Origin of the sequence: Streptomyces sp. NPDC029216 (assembly GCF_040648015.1) — a bacterium.
Lineage (GTDB): Bacteria > Actinomycetota > Actinomycetes > Streptomycetales > Streptomycetaceae > Streptomyces.
This window is the reverse complement of the sequence record NZ_JBEZWL010000041.1, coordinates 1-19,414: the sequence shown is the minus strand read 5'-3', so window position 1 is coordinate 19,414 and position 19,414 is coordinate 1. Positions and strand designations below refer to the sequence as shown.

The 19,414-nt window shown below is 73.9% G+C and carries 17 protein-coding genes and 1 tRNA gene; 8 read left to right on the top strand and 10 right to left on the bottom strand.

Annotated features, from left to right (window positions below):
* Nucleotides 1-5: 5 nt before the first annotated feature.
* The 4 genes from AB0F18_RS17265 to pgsA all read right to left on the bottom strand — a co-directional run bounded on the left by AB0F18_RS17265 (nucleotide 6) and on the right by pgsA (nucleotide 3,335).
* A complete protein-coding gene (locus tag AB0F18_RS17265; RefSeq protein ID WP_362060925.1) occupies nucleotides 6-548 on the bottom strand; it encodes a hypothetical protein in 543 nt (180 codons plus the stop codon).
* A 62-nt stretch (nucleotides 549-610) separates the two neighbouring features.
* Complete coding sequence (locus AB0F18_RS17260; RefSeq protein ID WP_362060922.1) at nucleotides 611-1,774, bottom strand: glycosyltransferase family 4 protein; 1,164 nt, start codon at nucleotides 1,772-1,774, stop codon at nucleotides 611-613.
* Entirely contained in the window at nucleotides 1,774-2,676 is a 903-nt protein-coding gene (locus tag AB0F18_RS17255; protein ID WP_362060920.1) for a phosphatidylinositol mannoside acyltransferase, read from the bottom strand. The genes AB0F18_RS17260 and AB0F18_RS17255 overlap by 1 nt, the downstream gene beginning before the upstream one ends.
* Nucleotides 2,676-3,335, bottom strand: coding sequence for a phosphatidylinositol phosphate synthase (pgsA, locus tag AB0F18_RS17250; RefSeq protein WP_362060917.1), 660 nt, complete (start codon nucleotides 3,333-3,335; stop codon nucleotides 2,676-2,678). Before pgsA ends, AB0F18_RS17255 begins: the two co-directional genes overlap by 1 nt.
* Nucleotides 3,336-3,589: 254 nt before the next feature.
* Here pgsA and AB0F18_RS17245 point away from each other — a divergent pair, with 254 nt between their 5' ends.
* Nucleotides 3,590-5,794: an elongation factor G-like protein EF-G2 gene (locus AB0F18_RS17245; RefSeq protein ID WP_362060914.1), complete on the top strand. Its 2,205-nt coding sequence runs from the start codon at nucleotides 3,590-3,592 to the stop codon at nucleotides 5,792-5,794.
* A gap of 251 nt (nucleotides 5,795-6,045) precedes the next feature.
* Nucleotides 6,046-7,728, top strand: coding sequence for a hypothetical protein (locus tag AB0F18_RS17240; RefSeq protein ID WP_362061021.1), 1,683 nt, complete (start codon nucleotides 6,046-6,048; stop codon nucleotides 7,726-7,728).
* 58 nt (nucleotides 7,729-7,786) lie between these two features.
* Here the strand turns inward: AB0F18_RS17240 and AB0F18_RS17235 are convergent, their stop codons facing one another.
* Both AB0F18_RS17235 and thrS read right to left on the bottom strand, forming a co-directional pair.
* Complete coding sequence (locus AB0F18_RS17235; protein ID WP_362060911.1) at nucleotides 7,787-8,347, bottom strand: HIT domain-containing protein; 561 nt, start codon at nucleotides 8,345-8,347, stop codon at nucleotides 7,787-7,789.
* 97 nt (nucleotides 8,348-8,444) lie between these two features.
* Entirely contained in the window at nucleotides 8,445-10,421 is a 1,977-nt protein-coding gene (thrS, locus tag AB0F18_RS17230) for a threonine--tRNA ligase (protein WP_362060908.1), read from the bottom strand.
* A 240-nt stretch (nucleotides 10,422-10,661) separates the two neighbouring features.
* On the opposite strand from thrS, the gene AB0F18_RS17225 reads away from it, so the two are divergent.
* The 4 genes from AB0F18_RS17225 to AB0F18_RS17210 are packed head-to-tail and all read left to right on the top strand — an operon-like array spanning nucleotide 10,662 to nucleotide 13,737.
* Nucleotides 10,662-11,177: a GNAT family N-acetyltransferase gene (locus tag AB0F18_RS17225; RefSeq protein WP_362060905.1), complete on the top strand. Its 516-nt coding sequence runs from the start codon at nucleotides 10,662-10,664 to the stop codon at nucleotides 11,175-11,177.
* Between the two features lie 39 nt (nucleotides 11,178-11,216).
* Nucleotides 11,217-11,567 carry a hypothetical protein gene (locus AB0F18_RS17220; RefSeq protein WP_362060903.1) on the top strand — a complete coding sequence of 117 codons (351 nt, stop codon included), beginning with the start codon at nucleotides 11,217-11,219 and terminating at the stop codon, nucleotides 11,565-11,567.
* Nucleotides 11,564-13,084 (top strand): caspase family protein, encoded by a 1,521-nt coding sequence (locus tag AB0F18_RS17215; protein ID WP_362060900.1) that lies wholly within the window; start codon nucleotides 11,564-11,566, stop codon nucleotides 13,082-13,084. Before AB0F18_RS17220 ends, AB0F18_RS17215 begins: the two co-directional genes overlap by 4 nt.
* Nucleotides 13,060-13,737: an alpha/beta fold hydrolase gene (locus tag AB0F18_RS17210; protein WP_362060897.1), complete on the top strand. Its 678-nt coding sequence runs from the start codon at nucleotides 13,060-13,062 to the stop codon at nucleotides 13,735-13,737. Before AB0F18_RS17215 ends, AB0F18_RS17210 begins: the two co-directional genes overlap by 25 nt.
* A gap of 117 nt (nucleotides 13,738-13,854) precedes the next feature.
* Here AB0F18_RS17210 and AB0F18_RS17205 read toward each other — a convergent pair whose 3' ends face one another.
* Complete coding sequence (locus tag AB0F18_RS17205) at nucleotides 13,855-15,129, bottom strand: hypothetical protein (RefSeq protein ID WP_362060894.1); 1,275 nt, start codon at nucleotides 15,127-15,129, stop codon at nucleotides 13,855-13,857.
* Entirely contained in the window at nucleotides 15,129-15,707 is a 579-nt protein-coding gene (locus tag AB0F18_RS17200) for a DUF4365 domain-containing protein (RefSeq protein WP_362060892.1), read from the bottom strand. Before AB0F18_RS17200 ends, AB0F18_RS17205 begins: the two co-directional genes overlap by 1 nt.
* 232 nt (nucleotides 15,708-15,939) lie before the next feature.
* On the opposite strand from AB0F18_RS17200, the gene AB0F18_RS17195 reads away from it, so the two are divergent.
* The gene (locus AB0F18_RS17195; protein WP_362060889.1) at nucleotides 15,940-16,668 is read left to right on the top strand and encodes a 3'-5' exonuclease; all 729 of its coding nucleotides are present in this window, start codon (nucleotides 15,940-15,942) and stop codon (nucleotides 16,666-16,668) included.
* 58 nt (nucleotides 16,669-16,726) lie between these two features.
* Here AB0F18_RS17195 and AB0F18_RS17190 read toward each other — a convergent pair.
* Nucleotides 16,727-16,798, bottom strand: a tRNA-Val gene (locus AB0F18_RS17190).
* A gap of 38 nt (nucleotides 16,799-16,836) precedes the next feature.
* The gene (locus AB0F18_RS17185; RefSeq protein ID WP_362060886.1) at nucleotides 16,837-17,310 is read right to left on the bottom strand and encodes an SRPBCC family protein; all 474 of its coding nucleotides are present in this window, start codon (nucleotides 17,308-17,310) and stop codon (nucleotides 16,837-16,839) included.
* Nucleotides 17,311-17,477: 167 nt separating this feature from the next.
* Between AB0F18_RS17185 and AB0F18_RS17180 the strand changes: the two genes are divergently transcribed.
* The coding region (locus AB0F18_RS17180; RefSeq protein ID WP_362060883.1) for a hypothetical protein at nucleotides 17,478-19,414 on the top strand (1,937 nt) is incomplete at its 3' end.

The following is a 19,414-nucleotide window of genomic DNA, read 5'->3' as shown; positions in this document are numbered from 1 at the left end:
AGCGGCTACACGGGACGGTCCGCGAGGTCGGCGGGCGGCTCGTCGTCCATCTCGAAGGCGAGCGGGAACGGCGCGTGTCCGGCCAGTCTGAACCAGCGGACCTTGCGGTGGCGGCGCAGCGCGCGGGCGGCCCGTACGGCGTCGTTGAGGAAGCGCCGGGCCATCGGTACCCGGCGCACCGCCGCGGCCAGCTCCTCGGCGGCCTCCACTCCGCCCGGGGCGGCCTTGAGCACCTCGACCTGGTCGGCGTCGGCGAAGACCGCGCGCAGCGCCTGGCTGAGCTCGCTCTCGGCGACCTCGCGGTGCTCCTCCTCGGCCTGCCGGGCGGCGTGCGCGGCCTCGTACAGCACGAGGGAGGAGGCGGGGTCGAGCGCCCCGGAGGTGGCGACCTCCAGGACGACGGAGGCGCGCCGCACGAGCTGCGCGTCCAGGGCGGCCCGGGCGGCGTCCATCCGGGTGTGCAGCCGGTCCAGCCGCCCGGCGGTCCAGCTGAGGTAGACCCCGACGACGCCGAGCGCCACCGCGATCCAGACAAGGTTTTCGATCACGGGCGGCGACACTACCGGCTCCGGCGCGCCGCCCGCCCGTCCCGCAGGCCGTCGGAGACGGCCTAACCCTCCCGGGAGAAGCCCAGGCGGGTGCGGAGCGGGACGCGTTCGTCGGCGGCCACCGCGGCCGCGCCGTCGGTGACGGTCTCGTAGACGGCCAGGATGTCCGCGCCGACCGTGGACCAGTCGAAGCGGCGTACGTGGGCCGAGCCGCGGGCGCTGAGTTCCGCGCGCCGGGCCGGGTCGCGCAGCAGGGCGATCGCCGCGTCCGCCAGGGAGTCGGCGTCCTCGTTGGCGAACAGCTCGCCGGCCGCGCCCTGGTCGAGCACCTGGGCGAAGGCGTCGAGGTCGGAGGCGAGGACGGCCGCCCCGGCGGACAGGGCCTCGACGAGGATGATCCCGAAGCTCTCGCCGCCGGTGTTGGGGGCGACGTACACGTCGACGCTGCGCAGCAGGCGGGCCTTGTCCTCGTCGGAGACCATCCCGAGGAACTCCACCCGGGAGCGCAGCTCGGCGGGCAGCGAGGCGACGGCCTCCTCCTCGTCGCCGCGTCCCGCCACGAGCAGCCGTACGTCCGGGCACTGCGCGGCGATGCGGGGGAAGGCGGCCATGAGCACGGGCAGGCCCTTGCGCGGCTCGTCGATGCGGCCGATGAAGCCGAGGGTCTGCCCGCCCCACTCCGCCTTCGGTTCGGCGCGGGCGAAGAAGTCGACGTCGACGCCGTTGGGGATGACCACGGCGTCCCCGCCGAGGTGTTCCACCAGGGTGCGCCGGGCGTACTCGCTGACGGCGATGCGGGCGCTGATCTTCTCCAGCGCGGGCTGGAGGATCGGGTACGCCGCGATCATCGCCCGGGAGCGGGGGTTGGAGGTGTGGAAGGTGGCCACGATCGGCCCCTGCGCCGCCCAGCAGGACAGCAGCCCGAGGGAGGGGGAGGCCGGCTCGTGGATGTGGATGACGTCGAAGACGCCCTCGTGCAGCCAGCGCCGTACGCGGGCGGCCGACAGGAAGCCGAAGTTCAGCCGGGCGACGGAGCCGTTGTAGGGCACGGGCACGGCCCGCCCGGCCGAGACCACGTAGGGAGGCAGCGGGGTCTCGTCGTCCGCGGGGGCAAGGACCGACACCTCGTGGCCGCGGCGGATCAGGTGTTCGGCCAGGTCGCGGATGTGGAACTGGACGCCGCCCGGGACGTCCCACGAGTACGGGCAGACGATGCCGATCTTCACTACGGGCGCTCCTCCAGGTCGTCGAGCCACAAGCGCTGGAGCATGTGCCAGTCCTCCGGGTGCTCGGCGATCCCCGAGGCGAAGGCGTCGGCCACCGCCTGGGTCATGGCGGCGGTCTTCTCGGTCCGCGTCCCGGCCCCGGGCACCTCCACCTCGGGGTGGATGCGGCCGTACATCTTGGGGGCGTCCCCGTAGTACAGGGTGACCGGCAGCAGGGCCGCGCCGGTCTGCTGCGCCAGCAGCGCGGGCCCGGCGGGCATCCGGGCGGTGGCGCCGAAGAAGTCCACCTCGACCCCGGAGGAGGACAGGTCCCGGTCCGCGACCAGGCAGATCAGCCCCCCGGAGCGCAGCCGGCGCGCAAGGGTGCCGAAGGCGGCTCCGCCGCTGTGCGGCAGGACCTCCATGCCCAGGCTCTGCCGGTAGGCCACGAAACGGTCGTAGAGGGACTCGGGCTTGAGCCGCTCGGCGACCGTGGTGAAGGGGACGCCGACGTGGCCGGTGACCCAGGCCCCGGCCAGGTCCCAGTTGGCCAGGTGCGGCAGGGCCACGATCACTCCGCGGCCGGAGGCGAGGGCCTCGCGCAGGATGTGCTCGTCCCCTATGGCGACGTCCGTGCCGAACCGCCGCGGATCCATGGCGGGCAGCCGGAAGGACTCCATCCAGTAGCGCATGTACGAGCGCATGCCCGCCTGCGAGAGCGCGCGCAGCCGCTCGGGGCCGGCGTCCGGCACCACCCGGGCCAGGTTGGACTCCAGCCGCAGCACGCTCTTGCCGCGCCGCTTCCAGGCCACGTCCGCGATCTTGCGGCCGAGGGCCGCCGCCGCGGGCTCGGGCAGCTTCTTGACGCCCGCCCAGCCGAGTCCGTAGAGCCCGTCGACCAGCTTGTCCCTGGCCGCCCCCATCAGAGGGCCCCGCCCTCGGCGGCCGCCGCGTCGGCCTCGGCGGCCTCACGGCGTACGGTGACCACCCGCTGGACCAGCGTGACGAGCGAGCCCGCCGCCACCACCCACAGGGCGATCGGCAGCAGCACCCCGATCCACGAGGGGACCCCGAAGGTCTGCAGCCCGGACAGGCCGGCCGCGACCAGCGAGATCACCAGGCGCTCGGCGCGCTCGACGAGCCCGTTGACGGCCACCGGCAGGCCGATCGCCTCGCCGCGGGCCTTGGTGTACGAGACGACCTGGCCGCTGGCCAGGCAGAAGATCGCCACCGCGCACAGCACGTTGTCGTGGCCGGAGCCCGCGTACCAGAGCGCGAGGCCGCCGAAGATCGCCGCGTCGGCCACCCGGTCGAGGGTGGAGTCGAGGAACGCGCCCCAGCGGCTGGAGACGCCGGCCTGGCGGGCCATGTTCCCGTCCACCAGGTCGGAGAAGACGAAGAGGGTGATGGTGATCGTGCCCCAGAAGAACTCGCCCCGGGGGAAGAAGACCAGCGCCCCGGCCACCACTCCTGCGGTGCCGATCAGCGTGACCGCGTCGGGGCTCACCCCCCGACGGAGGAGAAATGCGGCGAACGGCGTGAGAACACGCGTGAAGAACGCACGCGCGTACTTGTTCAGCATGGCCTTCCCAGAGGGTCGCTGGGCCGCGCGGCCACCACGGCCACCGGCTGGCCCATCGTAGCCAGCGCCCCGGGTCCGGGGCGCCGCGCACCCTCCGGTTCGCCCTGCGCAGTCCTTCGGCCATCCCCGCGCCGGCGCTCCTTCACACCGCCGGCCGTGACCGGTACGACGTATGGACGCAGTGTGACGCCAGTGCAAAGCTCGAAGGACCCCGATCACCCTCCTTCACCGCGACACCGGGAGGCACGAGCATCATGGGACCCACATCACACCAAGCCGGGGCCGCCGGCAGGGCACTGACGGCCGACCGCCCCGACTCCGTACGGAACGTCGTGCTGGTCGGCCACAGCGGCGCCGGCAAGACCACCCTGGTCGAAGCCCTGGCCCTGACCTCAGGGGCCGTGAACCGCGCCGGACGGGTCGAGGACGGGGGCACGGTCTCGGACTACGACGAGATCGAGCAGCGCCGCCAGCGCTCCATCCAGCTCTCCCTGGTCCCCGTCGAATGGGCCGGAATCAAGATCAACATCCTGGACACCCCCGGATACGCCGACTTCGTCGGGGAACTGCGGGCCGGTCTGCGCGCCGCGGACGCGGCCCTCTTCGTCGTCTCGGCCTCCGACGGGATCGACGGGGCGACCCGGATGGTGTGGGACGAATGCGAGGCCGTCGGCATGCCGCGCGCCATCGTCGTCACCCATTTGGAGGCAGCCCGCTCCGATTACTCGCAGATGGCCTCCGTGTGCGGAGAGATCTTCGGCGCCGACGACCCGGACGCCGTCATCCCCCTCTACCTGCCCCTGCACGGAACCCCCGGCCCCGACGGCCACCGCCCCGTCCACGGCCTGCTCGGCCTGCTCTCCCGGCGCGTCTACGACTACACCTCCGGCGAACGCGCCGAACGCGACCCGGACCCCGAGGAACTCGCCCTCATCGACGGCGCCCGCTCCCGCCTCATCGAGGGGATCATCGCCGAGAGCGAGGACGAGACCCTCATGGACCGCTACCTCGGCGGCGAGGACATCGACATCAAGACCCTGGTCGACGACCTGGAGCGGGCCGTCGCCCGCGGCACCTTCCACCCCGTCCTGATGGCCGCCCCCGCCACCGACGGCGCCCGCCAGGGCCTGGGCACGGTGGAACTCCTCGAACTGATCACCGGCGGCTTCCCCACCCCCGCCGAACGCGCCCCCCTCGCGGTCACCGCCCCCGATGGCAGCCCGCGCCCGGACGTCACCTGCGACCCCGCCGGACCGCTCGTCGCCGAGGTCGTCAAGACCTCCTCCGACCCCTACGTCGGCCGCGTCTCCCTCGTCCGCGTCTTCTCGGGCACCCTGCGCCCCGAGGAGACCGTCCACGTCTCGGGACACGGGCTGGAGGACCGCGGGCACGAGGACCACGACGTCGACGAACGCATCGGCGCCCTCACCTCCCCCTTCGGCAAACAGCAGCGCACCCTCGGCACCTGCATCGCCGGCGACCTCGCCTGCGTGGCCAAACTCACCCGCGCCGAGACCGGCGACACCCTCTCCGCCAAGGAGGCCCCCCTGCTGATGGAGCCCTGGGCGATGCCCGAACCGCTCCTCCCCCTCGCCATCGAGGCCCACAGCAAGGCCGACGAGGACAAGCTCTCCCAGGGCCTGGCCCGGCTCGTCGCCGAGGACCCGACGATGCGTCTGGAGCAGAACCCCCACACCCACCAGCTCGTCCTGTGGTCCCTCGGCGAGGCCCACCAGGACGTCGCGCTCGAACGGCTGCGCACCCGCTACGGGGTCCAGGTCGACCCCGTGCCGCACAAGGTCAGCCTGCGCGAGACCTTCGGCGCCAAGGCGGCCGGGCGCGGACGGCACGTCAAACAGTCCGGCGGGCACGGCCAGTTCGCCATCTGCGAGATCGAAGTGGAACCGCTCCCGCCCGGCAGCGGCATCGAGTTCGTCGACAAGGTGGTCGGCGGCGCCGTGCCCCGCCAGTTCATCCCCTCCGTGGAGAAGGGCGTACGGGCCCAGGCCGCCCGCGGCGTCGCGGCCGGCTACCCGCTGGTCGACGTACGGATCACCCTGCTCGACGGCAAGGCGCACTCGGTGGACTCCTCCGACGCCGCCTTCCAGACGGCGGGCGCCCTCGCCCTGCGCGAGGCCGCCGCGCAGACCCCGATCCACCTGCTGGAGCCCGTCGCCGAACTCGACGTCGTCGTCCCCGACGAGTACGTCGGCCCGGTCATGAGCGACCTGGCGGGCCGGCGCGGCCGCGTCGTCGGCACCGAGCAGGCCGAATCCGGCCGGACCAGGGTGCGCGCCGAGGTCCCCGAGATCGAGATCGGCCGCTACGCCGTGGACCTGCGCTCCGTGTCCCACGGCACGGGCCGGTTCGGCCGCGGCTACGCCCGGCACGAGCCGATGCCCCCGCAGTTGGCGGACAAGGTTCGCGAACAGGCAGAGAAGGGAAGCCCGTTGACATAGCGCCCACCCGGCGCTCCGGCCACCGCCCACCCAACCCGCTTGCGGTGGGCGGTATTTCCCTGTCCCATGACCATGGGGCGGAGTACCCCGTTAGGCTCTTCGGGCGCGACGCAGAGCACAACGGACCACGACGGAGCGCAACCGGCGGGACGGCGCGCACGACGGCAAGACCGTACGACGAGCCGGTGAACGCGACGAGCACGACGAGCACGACCGGCAAAGAGCACAGTGGCACGGCGATGGGGGCAGCGGTGGCGGACGACGGTTTCGACTTCAGGCCCGGGGCACAGATTCCTCTGCAGGGGGGCGGCGGCCAGACCGCGGCGACGAACGCGCTGGCCTCCGCCGCGTACCGCGACGGCGGCAAGGACACCAAGCTGAAGGACATACTCGGGGCCAACAGCGAGAACCACCCGGCCTCGGTCAAGGACCCGAAGATCTCCCTCTTCGAACCCAACCTCGGCGAGGCCTTCTGCCGCGCCGTCGAGGCCCGCACCCTCGGCGCGGGCCGCAAGCCGCTCATCCAGTCCTTCGGCGCCGACCCGCAGACCGTCGTGGAGCACTGCCTGGCCGCCTCCCGCATCCGCAAGGAGCGCGACCGCAGACTGCGCCTGATCATGCTGGTGTGCGGGGTGGTCTTCCTGCCCGGCCTGCTGATGTGGCTGGGCCTCTTCCAGCTGCGCAAGACCCTGGCCAAGGGCGAGGGCAAGAAGAACACCTGGATCGGCACCGCCCTGCTGGTCGGCGTCGCCCTCGTGGCCGCCGTCCTGCTCTACCGGGTGGCCTACCGCCAGCCGGGCAGCGGGCTGCTGGAGCTCTACCTGCTCGGCGCCGTCGTCGCCCCCGTCCTGGGCTGGTACGGGGCCCGCCGGACCTGCGAGCGGACCGCGGCCGACCTGCGCTCGCGCTGGGACGGGCTGCTCGGCGGCGGTGGCCTGGTCGCCGCCAAGATCCCGGAGGCGGTCCCCGGCAACCCCGACGAGAAGGCCCGCGAGGACCTGCGCCACCAGCTGGCGAAGCTCACCGCCGAGGACCGCAGCAACTCCGTCTTCTACGCCGGCCCCAAGGGCATCCTCGGCATGGGCACCCGCTGGGGCAGCTGGCAGATGGCCGAGGAGCTCACCCCGAAGACCGAGGGCCACGACATCCACCCGTTCCGCAGCTGGGACGTCATACGCGCCATCGACACCCAGCTGCGCAAGCTGGAGCGCGGCCCCCTGCACACCGGCGGCTTCCCGCCCGCCTCGATCCAGCACTGGATCGTCACCCCCGTCGGCGAGGGCGCCACCGAGGTGGCCCGGCCGGGCGGCGAGGACGTGGACACCTTCCTGGTCAAGCCGCACGAGATCACCCGCATCTGCAACGAGCAGCAGTTCAGCGCCGGCAACCGGCACTACCTGGGCGTCCAGTGGCCGCTGTGGGACGGCCAGCTCGTCATCACGATGCTGGTCACCGTCACCGTGCTCTACAAGACCCTGCGCGTGGACGTCACCGCGCACGCCCTCGGCCCCGTGCACGGCCTGTTCACCACCAAGTCCAAGCCCCCGGTGGTCGAGGTCCCCAAGTCCATCCGGTTCTGGGAGACGGTGGAGCGCCCGCTGCCGCTGGTCGACGCGAGCGAGGTCGTACGGCTCGCCGTGCGCGCCCCTCTGACCTGGTACCCGCCGCTGCTGGACTACCTCGGCGGCAAGCTGGTCCTGCCCGAGCCCTTCGGGCTGCGGCACGTCTGGGCGGGCTCCATGTGGCGCCACCGCTTCATGGCGGACGACGCCCTGCGCACGGTGGCCCCGGTGCTGCGGGCGGTGCACACGGCGGCCTTCAGGGTGCTGGACGAGAACGGCGTGGACACGTCGGCCTTCACCAACCGCTCCTCGATCATGAACGGCCTGATCCAGGAGCCGGCCCCGCGCAAGGCGGACGTGTACGACGCTTAGGCAGGCTGGAGGAACCCGGAACGCCCCGGGGGCCCTGCTCGGGCCCCCGCCGGGAGGACTAGTCGCTCGGCCAGGCGTCGGAGAGCATCTGGCGGGTGTCCGCGAGGAGTTGCGGCAGCACCTTGGTGTGCCCGACGACCGGCATGAAGTTCGTGTCCCCGCCCCAGCGCGGCACGATGTGCTGGTGCAGGTGCGCGGCGATACCGGCGCCGGCGGCGGCGCCCTGGTTCATGCCGATGTTGAAGCCGTGCGCCCCGGACGCCTTGCGCAGCGCGACCATGGCCCGCTTCGTCAGGTCGGCCAGCTCGGCCGTCTCCAGGCCGTCGAGCTCGGTGTAATCGGCGACGTGCCGGTACGGGACGACCATCAGATGGCCGCCGTTGTACGGGTAGAGGTTGAGCACGGCGTAGACGTGCCGGCCGCGCGCCACGACCAGGCCGTCCTGGTCGGACATCTCCGGAATCCCGCAGAAGGGGCAGCCGTCCCCGGCCTCCGGGCCGGTCGGCTTGTTCTCGCCCTGGATGTAGGCCATCCGGTGGGGCGTCCACAGACGCTGGAACGCGTCCTGCGTGCCCACACCGATCTGCTGCTCCGGCTCAATCGTCATAGGACGCAGCATATGACCTCGTCCGGAGGAACGAGGAAGGCCCCCGGAAAGTGATCACCAGGTGATCGCTCCTCCGGGGGCCCTCGTGCCCGGGTCAGGCCTGGACGGGTCAGACCTGGACGCGGTCCGCGACGACCTTGGCCAGCTTCGCCAGCGCCTCGTCCTTCGGGATGCCGTTCTCCTGCGAACCGTCGCGGTAGCGGAAGGAGACAGTGCCCGCAGCCATGTCCTCGTCACCGACGATGATCATGAAGGGGACCTTGAGCTTCTGGTGGTTGCGGATCTTCTTCTGCATCCGGTCGGAGGACGCGTCCACCTCCACCCGCAGCCCCTGCTTCTTCGCCTCGGCGGCGAACTCCTGCAGGTACTCCACGTGCGCGTCGCCGATCGGGATGCCGACCGCCTGGACCGGGGCCAGCCACGGCGGCATGGCGCCCGCGTAGTGCTCCAGCAGCACCGCGAAGAACCGCTCGATCGAGCCGAACAGCGCACGGTGGATCATGACCGGGCGCTGGCGGGAACCGTCGGCCGCGGTGTACTCCAGGTCGAAGCGCTCCGGCAGGTTGAAGTCGAGCTGGACGGTCGACATCTGCCAGGTACGGCCGATGGCGTCGCGCGCCTGCACGGAGATCTTCGGGCCGTAGAAGGCCGCGCCGCCCGGGTCGGGGGTCAGCGGCAGGCCCTGCTTCTCGGCGACCTGCTGGAGGACCGCGGTGGCCTCCTCCCAGACCTCGTCCGAGCCGACGAACTTCTCCGGGTCCTTGGTGGACAGCTCCAGGTAGAAGTCGGTCAGACCGTAGTCGCGCAGCAGGTTCAGCACGAAGGTGAGGGTGCGGTCGAGCTCCTCGGCCATCTGCTCACGGGTGCAGTAGATGTGCGCGTCGTCCTGGGTGAAGCCGCGGGCCCGGGTCAGGCCGTGGACCACGCCGGACTTCTCGTACCGGTACACGGTGCCGAACTCGAACAGGCGCAGCGGCAGCTCACGGTAGGAGCGCCCGCGCGCGTCGAAGATCAGGTTGTGCATCGGGCAGTTCATGGGCTTGAGGTAGTAGTCGGTACCACCGTCGAGCTGCATGGGGGGGTACATGCCCTCCGCGTACCAGTCGAGGTGGCCGCTCTTCTCGAAGAGGGCGCCCTTGGTGGCGTGCGGGGAGTAGACGAACTCGTAGCCCTCCTCCTCGTGCCGGCGGCGCGAGTAGTCCTCCATGGTCCGGCGGATGATGCCGCCGCGCGGGTGGAAGACGGCGAGGCCGGAGCCGATCTCGTCCGGGACGGAGAAGAGGTCGAGCTCGTTGCCGAGCTTGCGGTGGTCGCGCTTCTCGGCCTCGGCGAGGAAGTCGAGGTGGGCCTTCAGCTCCTCCTTCGACGGCCACGCGGTGCCGTAGATGCGCTGGAGCATCGGGTTCTTCTCGCTGCCGCGCCAGTAGGCGGCAGCGTTGCGCATCAGCTTGAACGCCGGGATGTTGCGGGTGGTGGGCAGGTGGGGACCGCGGCAGAGGTCCTTCCAGCACAGCTCGCCGGTCTTGGCGTCCAGGTTGTCGTAGATGGTCAGCTCGCCGCCGCCCACCTCGACGTCCGCGCCGTCGTCGGAGGACGCGGAGCCCTTGATGCCGATGAGCTCCAGCTTGTAGGGCTCGTCCGCGAGCTCCTCGCGGGCCGCCTCGTCGGAGACCACGCGGCGGGCGAACCGCTGCCCGCGCTTCTGGATCTCCTGCATCTTCTTCTCGATGGTCTTCAGATCATCGGGAGTGAAGGGCTTGGCCACGTCGAAGTCGTAGTAGAAGCCGTCGCGGACCGGCGGGCCGATGCCCAGCTTGGCCTCGGGGAAGAGCTCCTGCACGGCCTGGGCCATGACGTGCGCGGTGGAGTGGCGCAGGATGTTCAGGCCGTCCTCGGAGGAGATCTCCACCGGCTCGACGGTCTCGCCGTCCCGGACCTCGTACGAGAGGTCCTTCAGCTCGCCCGCGACGCGCGCGGCGACGACGGTGCGCTCACCGGCGAACAGCTCGGCAGCCGTAGTGCCCGTGGTCACCACGCGCTCGTCCCGCTCGGAATCGCGTTGGATGATCACACGGACGTCTGACACCGGTTTCTCCTGAACTCTGGGCGCCCTCCCGACGGCAGCCGGGCGGGGAACGCGCCGGTGGTTCCGGCGCATGTGAATCGTACCGAGCGGAGTGGCCGCGCCGCTAAACGGTTGTTCCGGACGCCGCGCCGCCGGCGGGCGGGGCCGGGCGAAATACGCGGCGGCCCGCCCGGCGGCGCGGGTAGCGTGGCCGCTCCGTGCCCGCCCCGCCCCGCCCCGCCCCGAAGGGACACCTCTCCCATGCCGAGCCCGTACGTCCGTCCGCTGGACCTCGCCGACGAGGCGACCGCCGTCGCCGTGCACCGGATCGGGCGGGCCGCGTACGCGGTGGAGGCGGAGCTGATCGGCTTCGACGGGATCCCGGCGCTGGGCGAGAGCCTGGCCGAGATGCGGGCGCGGGAGCTGCGCTGGCTCGGCGCGGTGGGGCCCGACGGGGAGATCGCCGGGTTCCTGGCCTGGGAGGAGCCGGGCGGGGACGGTCCGCTCCGCCTGGACCGGCTCTGCGTGGACCCGGCCCGGTTCCGCCGGGGCGTCGCCTCGCTGCTGCTGCGGCACGCCCTGGAGGAGCTCTTCCCCGGCCGCCCGGTGGAGGTCACCACGGGCGCCGCCAACACCCCGGCGGTGACCCTGTACGAACGCCTGGGCTTCGTCCGGGGCGCCGACTTCTCCCCCGTCCCCGGCCTGCGCATGGCCTCGTTCAGCCGCGGGCGCCCCCTCATCGCCGAATCACCGGCGGCGGCCGCCACGCCTGACTAGCATGTGCGGCCTGCGAGTTGTGACTTCCGGGGGTACTCCATGATCGTGCGGGTGGGCTTGATCGGCGACGGCGCGGGCGACGAGCTGCGCCGGCTGGAACAGTGGCTGCGCCAGGACCGGGACCTCGCCCGGGTCACCATCACCGCCCAGGCCGCCCCGGCCGAGGACGGGGACATGGGCCCCGTGGCGGAGGCCCTCCAGCTGCTGCTGGAACCACAGGGGGTGCTGACCGCCGTGGCGGCCTCCCTGGGGACCTGGGCCGGTGTCCGGCGCCGGCCGGTGCGGATCCGCGTGCGCAGCGGGGAGAAGGAGGTGGAGATCGACGCCTCCCGGCTCCAGGACCCCGACGAGGTCGCCGTCCGCATCGTGCGCGAGCTGGACGGTCGGTGAGCGCGGGCCCCTTCCCGTCGTACGCGTCGTCACGCGCCGTTCTGGTCGGCACCGGGTCGTACGTCTCGCGGGACCTCAAGGCGATCCCCCACTCCGCGCGCAACATCCGCGGCCTCGCGGACGTGCTCACCGACCGGGCGCTGGGCGGCTTCGCGGCGCGGGACGTACGGCTCGTGGACGATCCCGGCAAGGCGCAGGACATCATGGCGCCCGTGGCAGCGGCCGCCCGGGAGGCGCAGGACGTCCTGCTGGTCTACTACAGCGGGCACGGGCTGCTCACGGCCGGCGGCGCCCTCCACCTCAGCCTCACGGAGAGCGAACCCGGTCAGGACTGGACCAGCCTGCCGTTCTCCTACCTGGCGGGCATCGTCAAGCAGTCCCCCGCGAGCGTCAGGATCGTCGTCCTCGACGCCTGCTACAGCGGCAGGGCGCACGCCGACCTCATGGGCGCCGAGTCCCGGCTGGTGACGGACCAGCTGGCCGCCTTCCAGGGCATCTACTCCCTGACCTCGGCCCCCGAAGACCGCACCTCGAAGGCGCCGCCGGGGGCCACGTACAGCGCGTTCACCGGGTTCCTGCTGGACACCGTGCGGAAGGGGCTCTCGGGCGCCGGGCCGGTGCTGAGCCTGAGCGAGGTCTACGAGGAGGTCCGCCGCCGCATGTGGGCCGAGGGGCTCAACCTGCCCCAGGACTGCGGCAAGACGGGCGCGGGCACCTTCCCCTTCGTACGCAACCGGCTCGACCACCCGCCGGAGCCCGTCCCGGACCCGGACCCGGACCCGGGGCCCCTCCCCGTGGCCGCCGCGGTCCCACGGGCCCGGACCGCCGACGGGAAGCTCCACTTCACCACCGTCAAGGGCGGCGGCTACCGGATGGACGAGGTCAACGCGCGCCTGGCGGAGGTCAGGGCGACGGCGGCCGACCCCGAGCGGTGGTCGCAGGCCGCCCCGCCGTACTTCCGTACCGAGTCACGGCGCAAGTTCCACGGCTTCGACGTCGCGGAGGTGAACGCCCATGTCGAGGAGCACCGCCACCGGCCGGCCACGTTCGAGGACGCGCTGCGCCTGGTGCTGCTCCTGCAGGGGTGCACCCTCGTACGGGACGGCGGACCGCGCCTGACCTGGGCCGCGAACTCCCTGAGGAAGCGGTACGGCATGGCCGAAGAGGAGCGGCTGGTCGGCCGCACCGCGAACAGCCTGGCCCGCGCCGTCGCCTTCAGCGACACGCACCTGTACGTCGTGGACGCCCCGAGGGCCCTGAGGGTCCCGTACGTCCGGCTCCAGGAGCTCTCCCTGTCCGTCTCGTCCCGTGTGGAGCGCGTGGTGACCGTCACCGATCTGGCGGGGTCCAGCGAGGACGTACCGACCTTCACCACGGTCTACGCCTTCGGGCACCACCGGCTGGAGGTCACGGAGGGCGAGGGTCACCCGCTCCTGACGGCCGTGCGCGCGTTCCTCCCGGCGATGGCGGACCTCCGCGCCCGGCACCCCGAATGGTTCCCCCGCCTCACGCGCTAGGGCGGGGCGCTCCGCCCCCGGCGATCTTCCCCCCGCCCGGCTACAGCACGCAGAGCCGCGAGATCAGCGACGCCGACGATACGGCCGCATGGCTGGAGGAGACCCTCACGGGGCTGGGCCTGGAACGCGTGCACCTGATCGGGCACTCGTACGGCGCCGTCGTCGCGCTCCAGCACGCCGCACGCGTTCCGGGACGAGTCGCCTCGGTCGCGGTGTACGACCCGCCCCGGGCCCTGGCCCCATTGAAGCCGGGCTTCGTACTGGGCGCCATCGCCGCCTTCGCGAGCGGCTCCGAGAAACTCCAACGCCGCTGGCTCGCCAACCTCCTCGGCGAGACGGGCGCGGCCCCGGACCAGGCCGAGGCGGAGTTGCGGCTGTCACTGGAGGCGATGCGCGGCTTCCGGATCCGGCTGCCGCAGCCACAGCACATGACCGATGAGGAGTTGCGCTCGATCGCCGCGCCCGCCCTCGTTCTCCTCGGCGGCGCCGACCGCGTCATGGACTCCCGCCGCGCCGAGACCCGTGCGCGAGACCTGATCCCGGACGTCCGCACCGAGATCGTCCCGGGCGCCGCACACGGCATCCCCGTGACACCCTTCACCACCCGGGTGACGGAGTTCCTCCACGACGTGGAACAAGCCCGCACCGCTTGAGGCGGTTGAAGCACCGTTCCACCAGGCTCCGGCGCCGGTAGACCTGCTTGTCGAAGGTCGGCGGGCGGCCACCCCCGGCTGCCCGCCCCGGGTCCGGCCGAGGGCTGACGACAGACCCTAGTCGTCCGACGGCAGCACGTCCTCCGGGTCGAAGGCCTCGTCCAGGGACTTCATCAGCCGGTCCCGCTCCACCTCGTCCAGCGGTACCGGCGTCACGTCCGAGGCGTCCGCCAGCCGGCGGAAGCCGCCCCGCCGTGACAGCCGGCCGCTGATGCGGACCGGGAGACCGGCGAGGTGGGCGTGGACCGCGATCCGGTACGCCTCCTCCCCGAGCGCGGCCCGTACGTACGGGACCTCCGCGCCGGCCAGCACCCGCAGCCGGACCGTCCCCCCGCCGCCCGCCGCGGCCCTCCGCATCCGGACCACCGCCCCCGCGAGCCGTACGGCCACGGCCGGCTCGGCCCGGGTGTAGCGGGCGGAGGCCTCGCGCAGCACGGGAAGGTCGCCGGGCGAGAACTCCACCGGTTCGGGCCGCGCCGCACACCCGGCAGGGACCCCGGCCGCCGGGGCCCAGGCCAGGGCGATCCGGGCCCCCTCCGAACCCCGCACGAGGGCGATCAGCGCGTCGGCGAACTCCCGGCTGACCCCCGCCGCGACCGCCGCGTCGAAGGCCTCCATGCCACCGGTGGCCCGCTGGTAGTCCACGGCCTCGCGGGCCGCGTGCAGGGCGTGGTGCAGCCGCGTCACCACCCCCCGCCCCCCGTCCACCGGTACGTACGCGGCGAGCCGGCGCCCGTCCGGGCCGGGCCCCACCAGGACCCCGTCCAGGGACCGTTCGGCCTGGGCCCGGTGGCGGGCGCCGTAGTACCCGGCGCGGGCCCGCTCGGCGAGGGCCCCGGCCAGCAGCAGCTTGCGGGCCGCCGAGCGCAGCCGCTCCTGCGCCGTCCAGGCCGACCCGCCCTGGAACCCGTACGGCGCCTCGGGGATCTCGCGCTCCCAGCGGACCTCGTCGCTGGGCACGCTCAGCCCGAACAGCACCTCCCGCGCCGACGGCAGGGCGCTGCGCGACAGCGCGGTCAGCGCCTCCTCCAGCAGGTCCGCGCAGTCGGGGAAGGTACGGGTCTCGGGGACGAGCAGGCTGGTGCCGCCGTGGCCGGGCGGGGTCCAGCGCCCGTAGCGGCCCGCCGCGCCGCCGCGCCGCAGCCATCCGTGCCGGCGCAGCAGCGCGCCGAGCACCTCGGGGTCGACCTGGGCGGGATCGGGTGCGCCCGGTACGGCGGGACCGGCGGGCGGCAGCCGGAGCGGCTCCAGGCGCGTGTCGAGGCGCGTGTCGAGGCGCGCGTGCGGGCGCGGTGCCGGACGCGGCTCCGGGCGTGGTGGGTATCGGTCCATCAGGGTGTCCCTCCCGACCCGACCCGGGTCATGATCTCGCACAGCGCCCGGTCGTCGAAGATCCGCGCGGTCGGGATCCGTACGGTGGTCCGGCGCCGGCCGGTCACCGGGTGCCCGGCGAGGTTGGTCCAGTAGCAGCAGTGCCGCAGGTCGAGCCGGTCGTGCCCGGCGCTCAGCCATTGCTCCCGCTCCCGCGGTACGAGCATCACGACGAGGATCTTGTGCACGGCGACCGGGGTGCGGGCCAGCTTCACCAGGTGCTCGTTGTCGAGGGTGAAGCCGAAGGTGGGCCCGGCCGGCCGCGGCGGTACCTGGTAGGTCGCCTTCAACTGCACCTTGATGGTGACCTCGTCGTCGACGACGTGCTCGGGCGCGCCGTGGCTGACGTGCCAGTCGATGCCGTTGTCCGGGAACGGCTGGGACAGCGAGCAGCCGGCGGCGGCCGCGACGGCGTGCAGGTAGCCCACCTGGAGGGTCTCCATGCAGGCGGTGGTGGCGAGCGTGCCGCGCAGCGGACCGGTTCTCGCTCCGGTGTCCGCGTCCAGCACCCCGCCCGGTTCGGGCTGCGCGAGCGCCATGGCCGGCTCCCCATGCCTTCCGGGCTCTGCCGTGCGGGTGGTGTAGTGGGTGGTGCGGGGTGACGGCCGGTCACGTGCACGACCCCCCTGGGGAGTTGTCTCCGCACCCGGCTGCGCGCAAACGGCGTACGGGGCAAAGAGCCCGGGTATCACGGAATCGGCGGGGGCGGCAGGTCCCGGGGCGGTGGCGCCCGGTGCGCCCCATCTGCCGATCGGGGACGAGGAGTTCGCCATGACACGCTGGTACGAGGGGCCGCTGGCCGCCTTCGACACGGAGACCACCGGGGTGGACGTCGAGCAGGACCGGATCGTGTCCGCCGCGCTCGTCGTGCAGGAGTGTGCGGGGGGCCGGGTGCGCTCCACACGGTGGCTGGTCAATCCCGGCATCCCGGTGCCCCCGGGTGCCACGGAAGTGCACGGCCTGACCGATGAGCACCTCCAGCGGAACGGCCGCTGGCCGGCTCCGGTGGTGGAGGAGATAGCCCGTGCGCTGGGCGAGCAGCAGCTGGCGGGCCGGCCGGTGGTGGTGATGAACGCGCCGTTCGATCTGACGCTGCTGGACCGGGAGTTGCGCCGGCACCGGGCGTCGACGCTCGCCCGGTACCTGGACGACCGGCCGCTGACGGTGCTGGACCCGCGGGTGCTGGACAAGCACCTGGACCGCTACCGCAAGGGCCGCCGGACGCTGACGGACCTGTGCGCGCACTACGGGATAGAGCTGGAGGGGGCGCACGACGCCTCGGCGGACGCGATGGCCTCGCTGGAGCTGGTCCGGGCGGTGGGGCGCCGGTTCGCGGCCCGGCTGGAGCGGCTGACGCCGGCGGAGCTGCACCAGCTGCAGGCGGTGTGGCACGCGGCGCAGGCGCGCGGGCTCCAGGCGTGGTTCGCGCGGCAGGGCACTCCGGAGTCGGTGGACCCGCACTGGCCGCTGCGCCCGGAGGTCCCGGCGGCGGCCGCCTGAAAAGGAGCCCCGGAATGCGGAAGGCCGGTCCGTCTTTCGACGGACCGGCCTGTCCCGGTGGGCGATACTGGGATCGAACCAGTGACCCCTTCGGTGTGAACGAAGTGCTCTCCCGCTGAGCTAATCGCCCGGGAACGCACTGAACAATACAAGAGCCCCGGGGTCTGTTCAAACCGCTTCGGGCGGAGGGGTCAGGCGGGCGGCGAGGCCGCGCCGTCCGGCCCGCATCATCAGGGCGTGGTTGAGCCGCAGCACGGGCCGTCCGACGAGCGCGAACCGCCGCAGCAGCGGGGCCCGTACGTCGACCTCCTGCTGGTAGACGGCCCGGGTGCGGCCGCCGCCGGGCCCGCCGCGCGGGCGTACGGTCCAGCGCGCCCAGCCGTCGAGGTCCCCGCCGAGCGCCACCTCCAGGACACCGCGGGCGGGGTCGCGGAGCAGGCCGGTGAGGGTGACGTGGATCTCGTACGGGAGGACGGAGCGGATCACCGCGCTCCCGGACTGCCGGTCGGCCTGCGCGACCCGGCGGACCTGTGGCCACCAGCCGGGGTAGCGCCCGGGGTCCTCCAGGAGGGAGTAGACGAGGGCGGGCGGGGCGTCGAGGTCCCACACGCTGCGGAAGCGGTAGTGCGTCCAGCGGGGCATGGCTCCAGTCTGGTGCGTCGTGCGCCGGCGTACGGGCGGTTTCTGGCGAGAGCGCCCCGGACGGGTGGCGGCGGGGCCGGGTACGCAGGGGGTGCCGGGGGTACTCACGGGCGATCTGAGTACGCACACCGATGTCCTGACGGCGTGACGGGCGCCACGCTCCGGCTATGGACACCCCCCTTCCGCCGGCCCGGGAGCTGGCGCTCATCGACGATGAGCTGGCCCGACTGGACGCCCGGAGGCTGTACTTGCTGGCCCGCCGGGACTGGCTGTTGCGGCTGCTGTGGCAGTCGGGCGCGGCGCGGGCGGGCGAGTTCGGGCCGGCGACGCCCGCGTTCGCGCCTGCCGCACCCTTCGCGCCTGCCGCCCCTGCCGCCTCGAAGCGGAGTGCGCAGAACGTGCTGCTGGTGCTGGGTGCGGTGCTGCTGGCGGTGGCCGCGCTGGCCTTCACGCTGGTCAGCTGGGGTTCGCTCGGCATCGGGGGCCGCTCGGCGGTGCTGGCCGCGGTGACGGCGGCGGCGCTGGCGGCGCCGGTCGCGCTGCTGCGGCGGGGGCTGCGTTCGACGGCCGAGGCGGTCGCGGGGGTGGGGCTGGCGCTGACGGTGCTGGACGCGTACGCGCTGCACGCGGTGGGCCTGCCCGGCAGCGACGGCCCGGCCTACTCGGCTTGGGCGTCCGCGGCACTGGCCGCGCTGTGGGCGGTCTACGGGGCGTTGCTGTGCGGGCTGCGGGCGGCGCCGCTCGCCGCGGTGGGGGCGGCGCAGCTGCCGTTGCCGCTGGCGGCGGCCGCCGCGGGGGCGGACCTGACGGCCGGCGGCTGGGCGCTGCTGGTGACGGCCGCGCTGGACGCCGTCCTGGCGGTGGCGGTGGCCCGGCGGGCGGTGCGGGTGCCGGCGTGGGTGTGCGCGGGGGTGCTGGGCGGGTCGGCGACGGCGGCGGGGCTGGTGATGTCCCTGGTGGAGCCCGGGGCGGCCGGTCCGGCGCTGCTGCTGGCCGCGGGGGCCCTGCTGGGCGTGGCGGTGGCCTGGCGGGAGCCGCGGGCTTCGGCGGCCGCGGTGGCGGGGGGTCTGGCGGCGGTGTCGGCGGTGGGTGCGCTGGTCCCGGCCGGGTCGGGTTCCGCGTGGTGGCCCGTGGCGGTGCGGGTGGCGGCGGGGCTGGCGCTGGTGGCGGCGGTACGGGTGCACGCGGTCCCGGAGCCGGTCCGGCGCGGGCTGGCCCTGGCGGGGGCGGGGGTGGCCGCCCTGACGGCCCTGGCGGGTCTGCCGGCGGTCCTGGTGGTGCTGGTGTCCCGCCTGGGTGTGCTGCGCGAGGTGTGGGCCCCGACGACCCCGCCTTCGGAAACGCCCGCGCCGGGCCTCCCGGCGGCCCTGCTTCTGGCAGCCGCGGCCTTCGCCCTCCTCCCCCGCGCCCTCCCGGGCGGTGCGGGCGAGCCGGGACGCCGGTGGGGCGCGCCGGAGCGGGTGGCCCGGGCGGTGGCGGTGGTGTGCGGATGGGCCGGGGTGTTCGTGGCGCCGGTGGCGGTGGGGCTGCCGGTGGCGGCGGTGCTCGTGGCGCAGGTGGCGGTGACGGCGGGGGCCGGGGTGGTGGCGCTGCGGGCGGGCGGGGCGGCCGTCGCGGGGCCCGCGGGGGTGTGCGCGGCCGTCGGGGCCTTCGGGGTGTCCCTGGCGGCCCTGGACGGCCGTGTGGCCACCTTCGGGGTGTTCGGGGTGCTGGGCGCCGGGGCCGCGCTGGGAGCGGCGTACGGGGGCGCCCGGGCGGCCCTGCGGGGTCCCTGCGCGGTCGCGGCCGTCGGGTACGCGGCGGCGACGGTGGTGGCGCTGGGCGCGCAGGGCGGCCTGGCGGTGTCCTGGCAGGGGGTGGCGGTGCTGGCGGTCCCGGCGGCGGCGGTGGCCCTGGGGCCCCGGCTGGGGCCGGTGCGCGTCCCGGCGGAGGCGGCCGCGGCGGGGGCCGGGGCCCTGGGGGCGGCTCTGGCGGCGGGGGACGCGCCGGTGCTGGCCCTGGTGCTCGCGCTGGGCGGAGTGGTCTGCGCGGCGGGGGCGGTGCGGGAGGACCGGCGGGGGCTGGGCTGGGCCGCGGGGGCGCTGGCGGCGCCGGCGGGGGCTGG

Excerpts from the sequence above, each read along its gene's own strand:
- AB0F18_RS17200 (WP_362060892.1), bottom strand. The coding sequence starts at position 15,707 with ATGGCGCTCGCGCAGCCCGAACCGGGCGGGGTGCTGGACGCGGACACC.
- pgsA (WP_362060917.1), bottom strand. The coding sequence starts at position 3,335 with ATGCTGAACAAGTACGCGCGTGCGTTCTTCACGCGTGTTCTCACGCCG.
- AB0F18_RS17235 (WP_362060911.1), bottom strand. The coding sequence starts at position 8,347 with ATGCTGCGTCCTATGACGATTGAGCCGGAGCAGCAGATCGGTGTGGGC.
- AB0F18_RS17245 (WP_362060914.1), top strand. The coding sequence starts at position 3,590 with ATGGGACCCACATCACACCAAGCCGGGGCCGCCGGCAGGGCACTGACG.
- AB0F18_RS17205 (WP_362060894.1), bottom strand. The coding sequence starts at position 15,129 with ATGGACCGATACCCACCACGCCCGGAGCCGCGTCCGGCACCGCGCCCG.
- AB0F18_RS17195 (WP_362060889.1), top strand. The coding sequence starts at position 15,940 with ATGACACGCTGGTACGAGGGGCCGCTGGCCGCCTTCGACACGGAGACC.
- AB0F18_RS17255 (WP_362060920.1), bottom strand. The coding sequence starts at position 2,676 with ATGGGGGCGGCCAGGGACAAGCTGGTCGACGGGCTCTACGGACTCGGC.
- AB0F18_RS17225 (WP_362060905.1), top strand. The coding sequence starts at position 10,662 with ATGCCGAGCCCGTACGTCCGTCCGCTGGACCTCGCCGACGAGGCGACC.
- AB0F18_RS17185 (WP_362060886.1), bottom strand. The coding sequence starts at position 17,310 with ATGCCCCGCTGGACGCACTACCGCTTCCGCAGCGTGTGGGACCTCGAC.
- AB0F18_RS17220 (WP_362060903.1), top strand. The coding sequence starts at position 11,217 with ATGATCGTGCGGGTGGGCTTGATCGGCGACGGCGCGGGCGACGAGCTG.
- AB0F18_RS17210 (WP_362060897.1), top strand. The coding sequence starts at position 13,060 with ATGGTTCCCCCGCCTCACGCGCTAGGGCGGGGCGCTCCGCCCCCGGCG.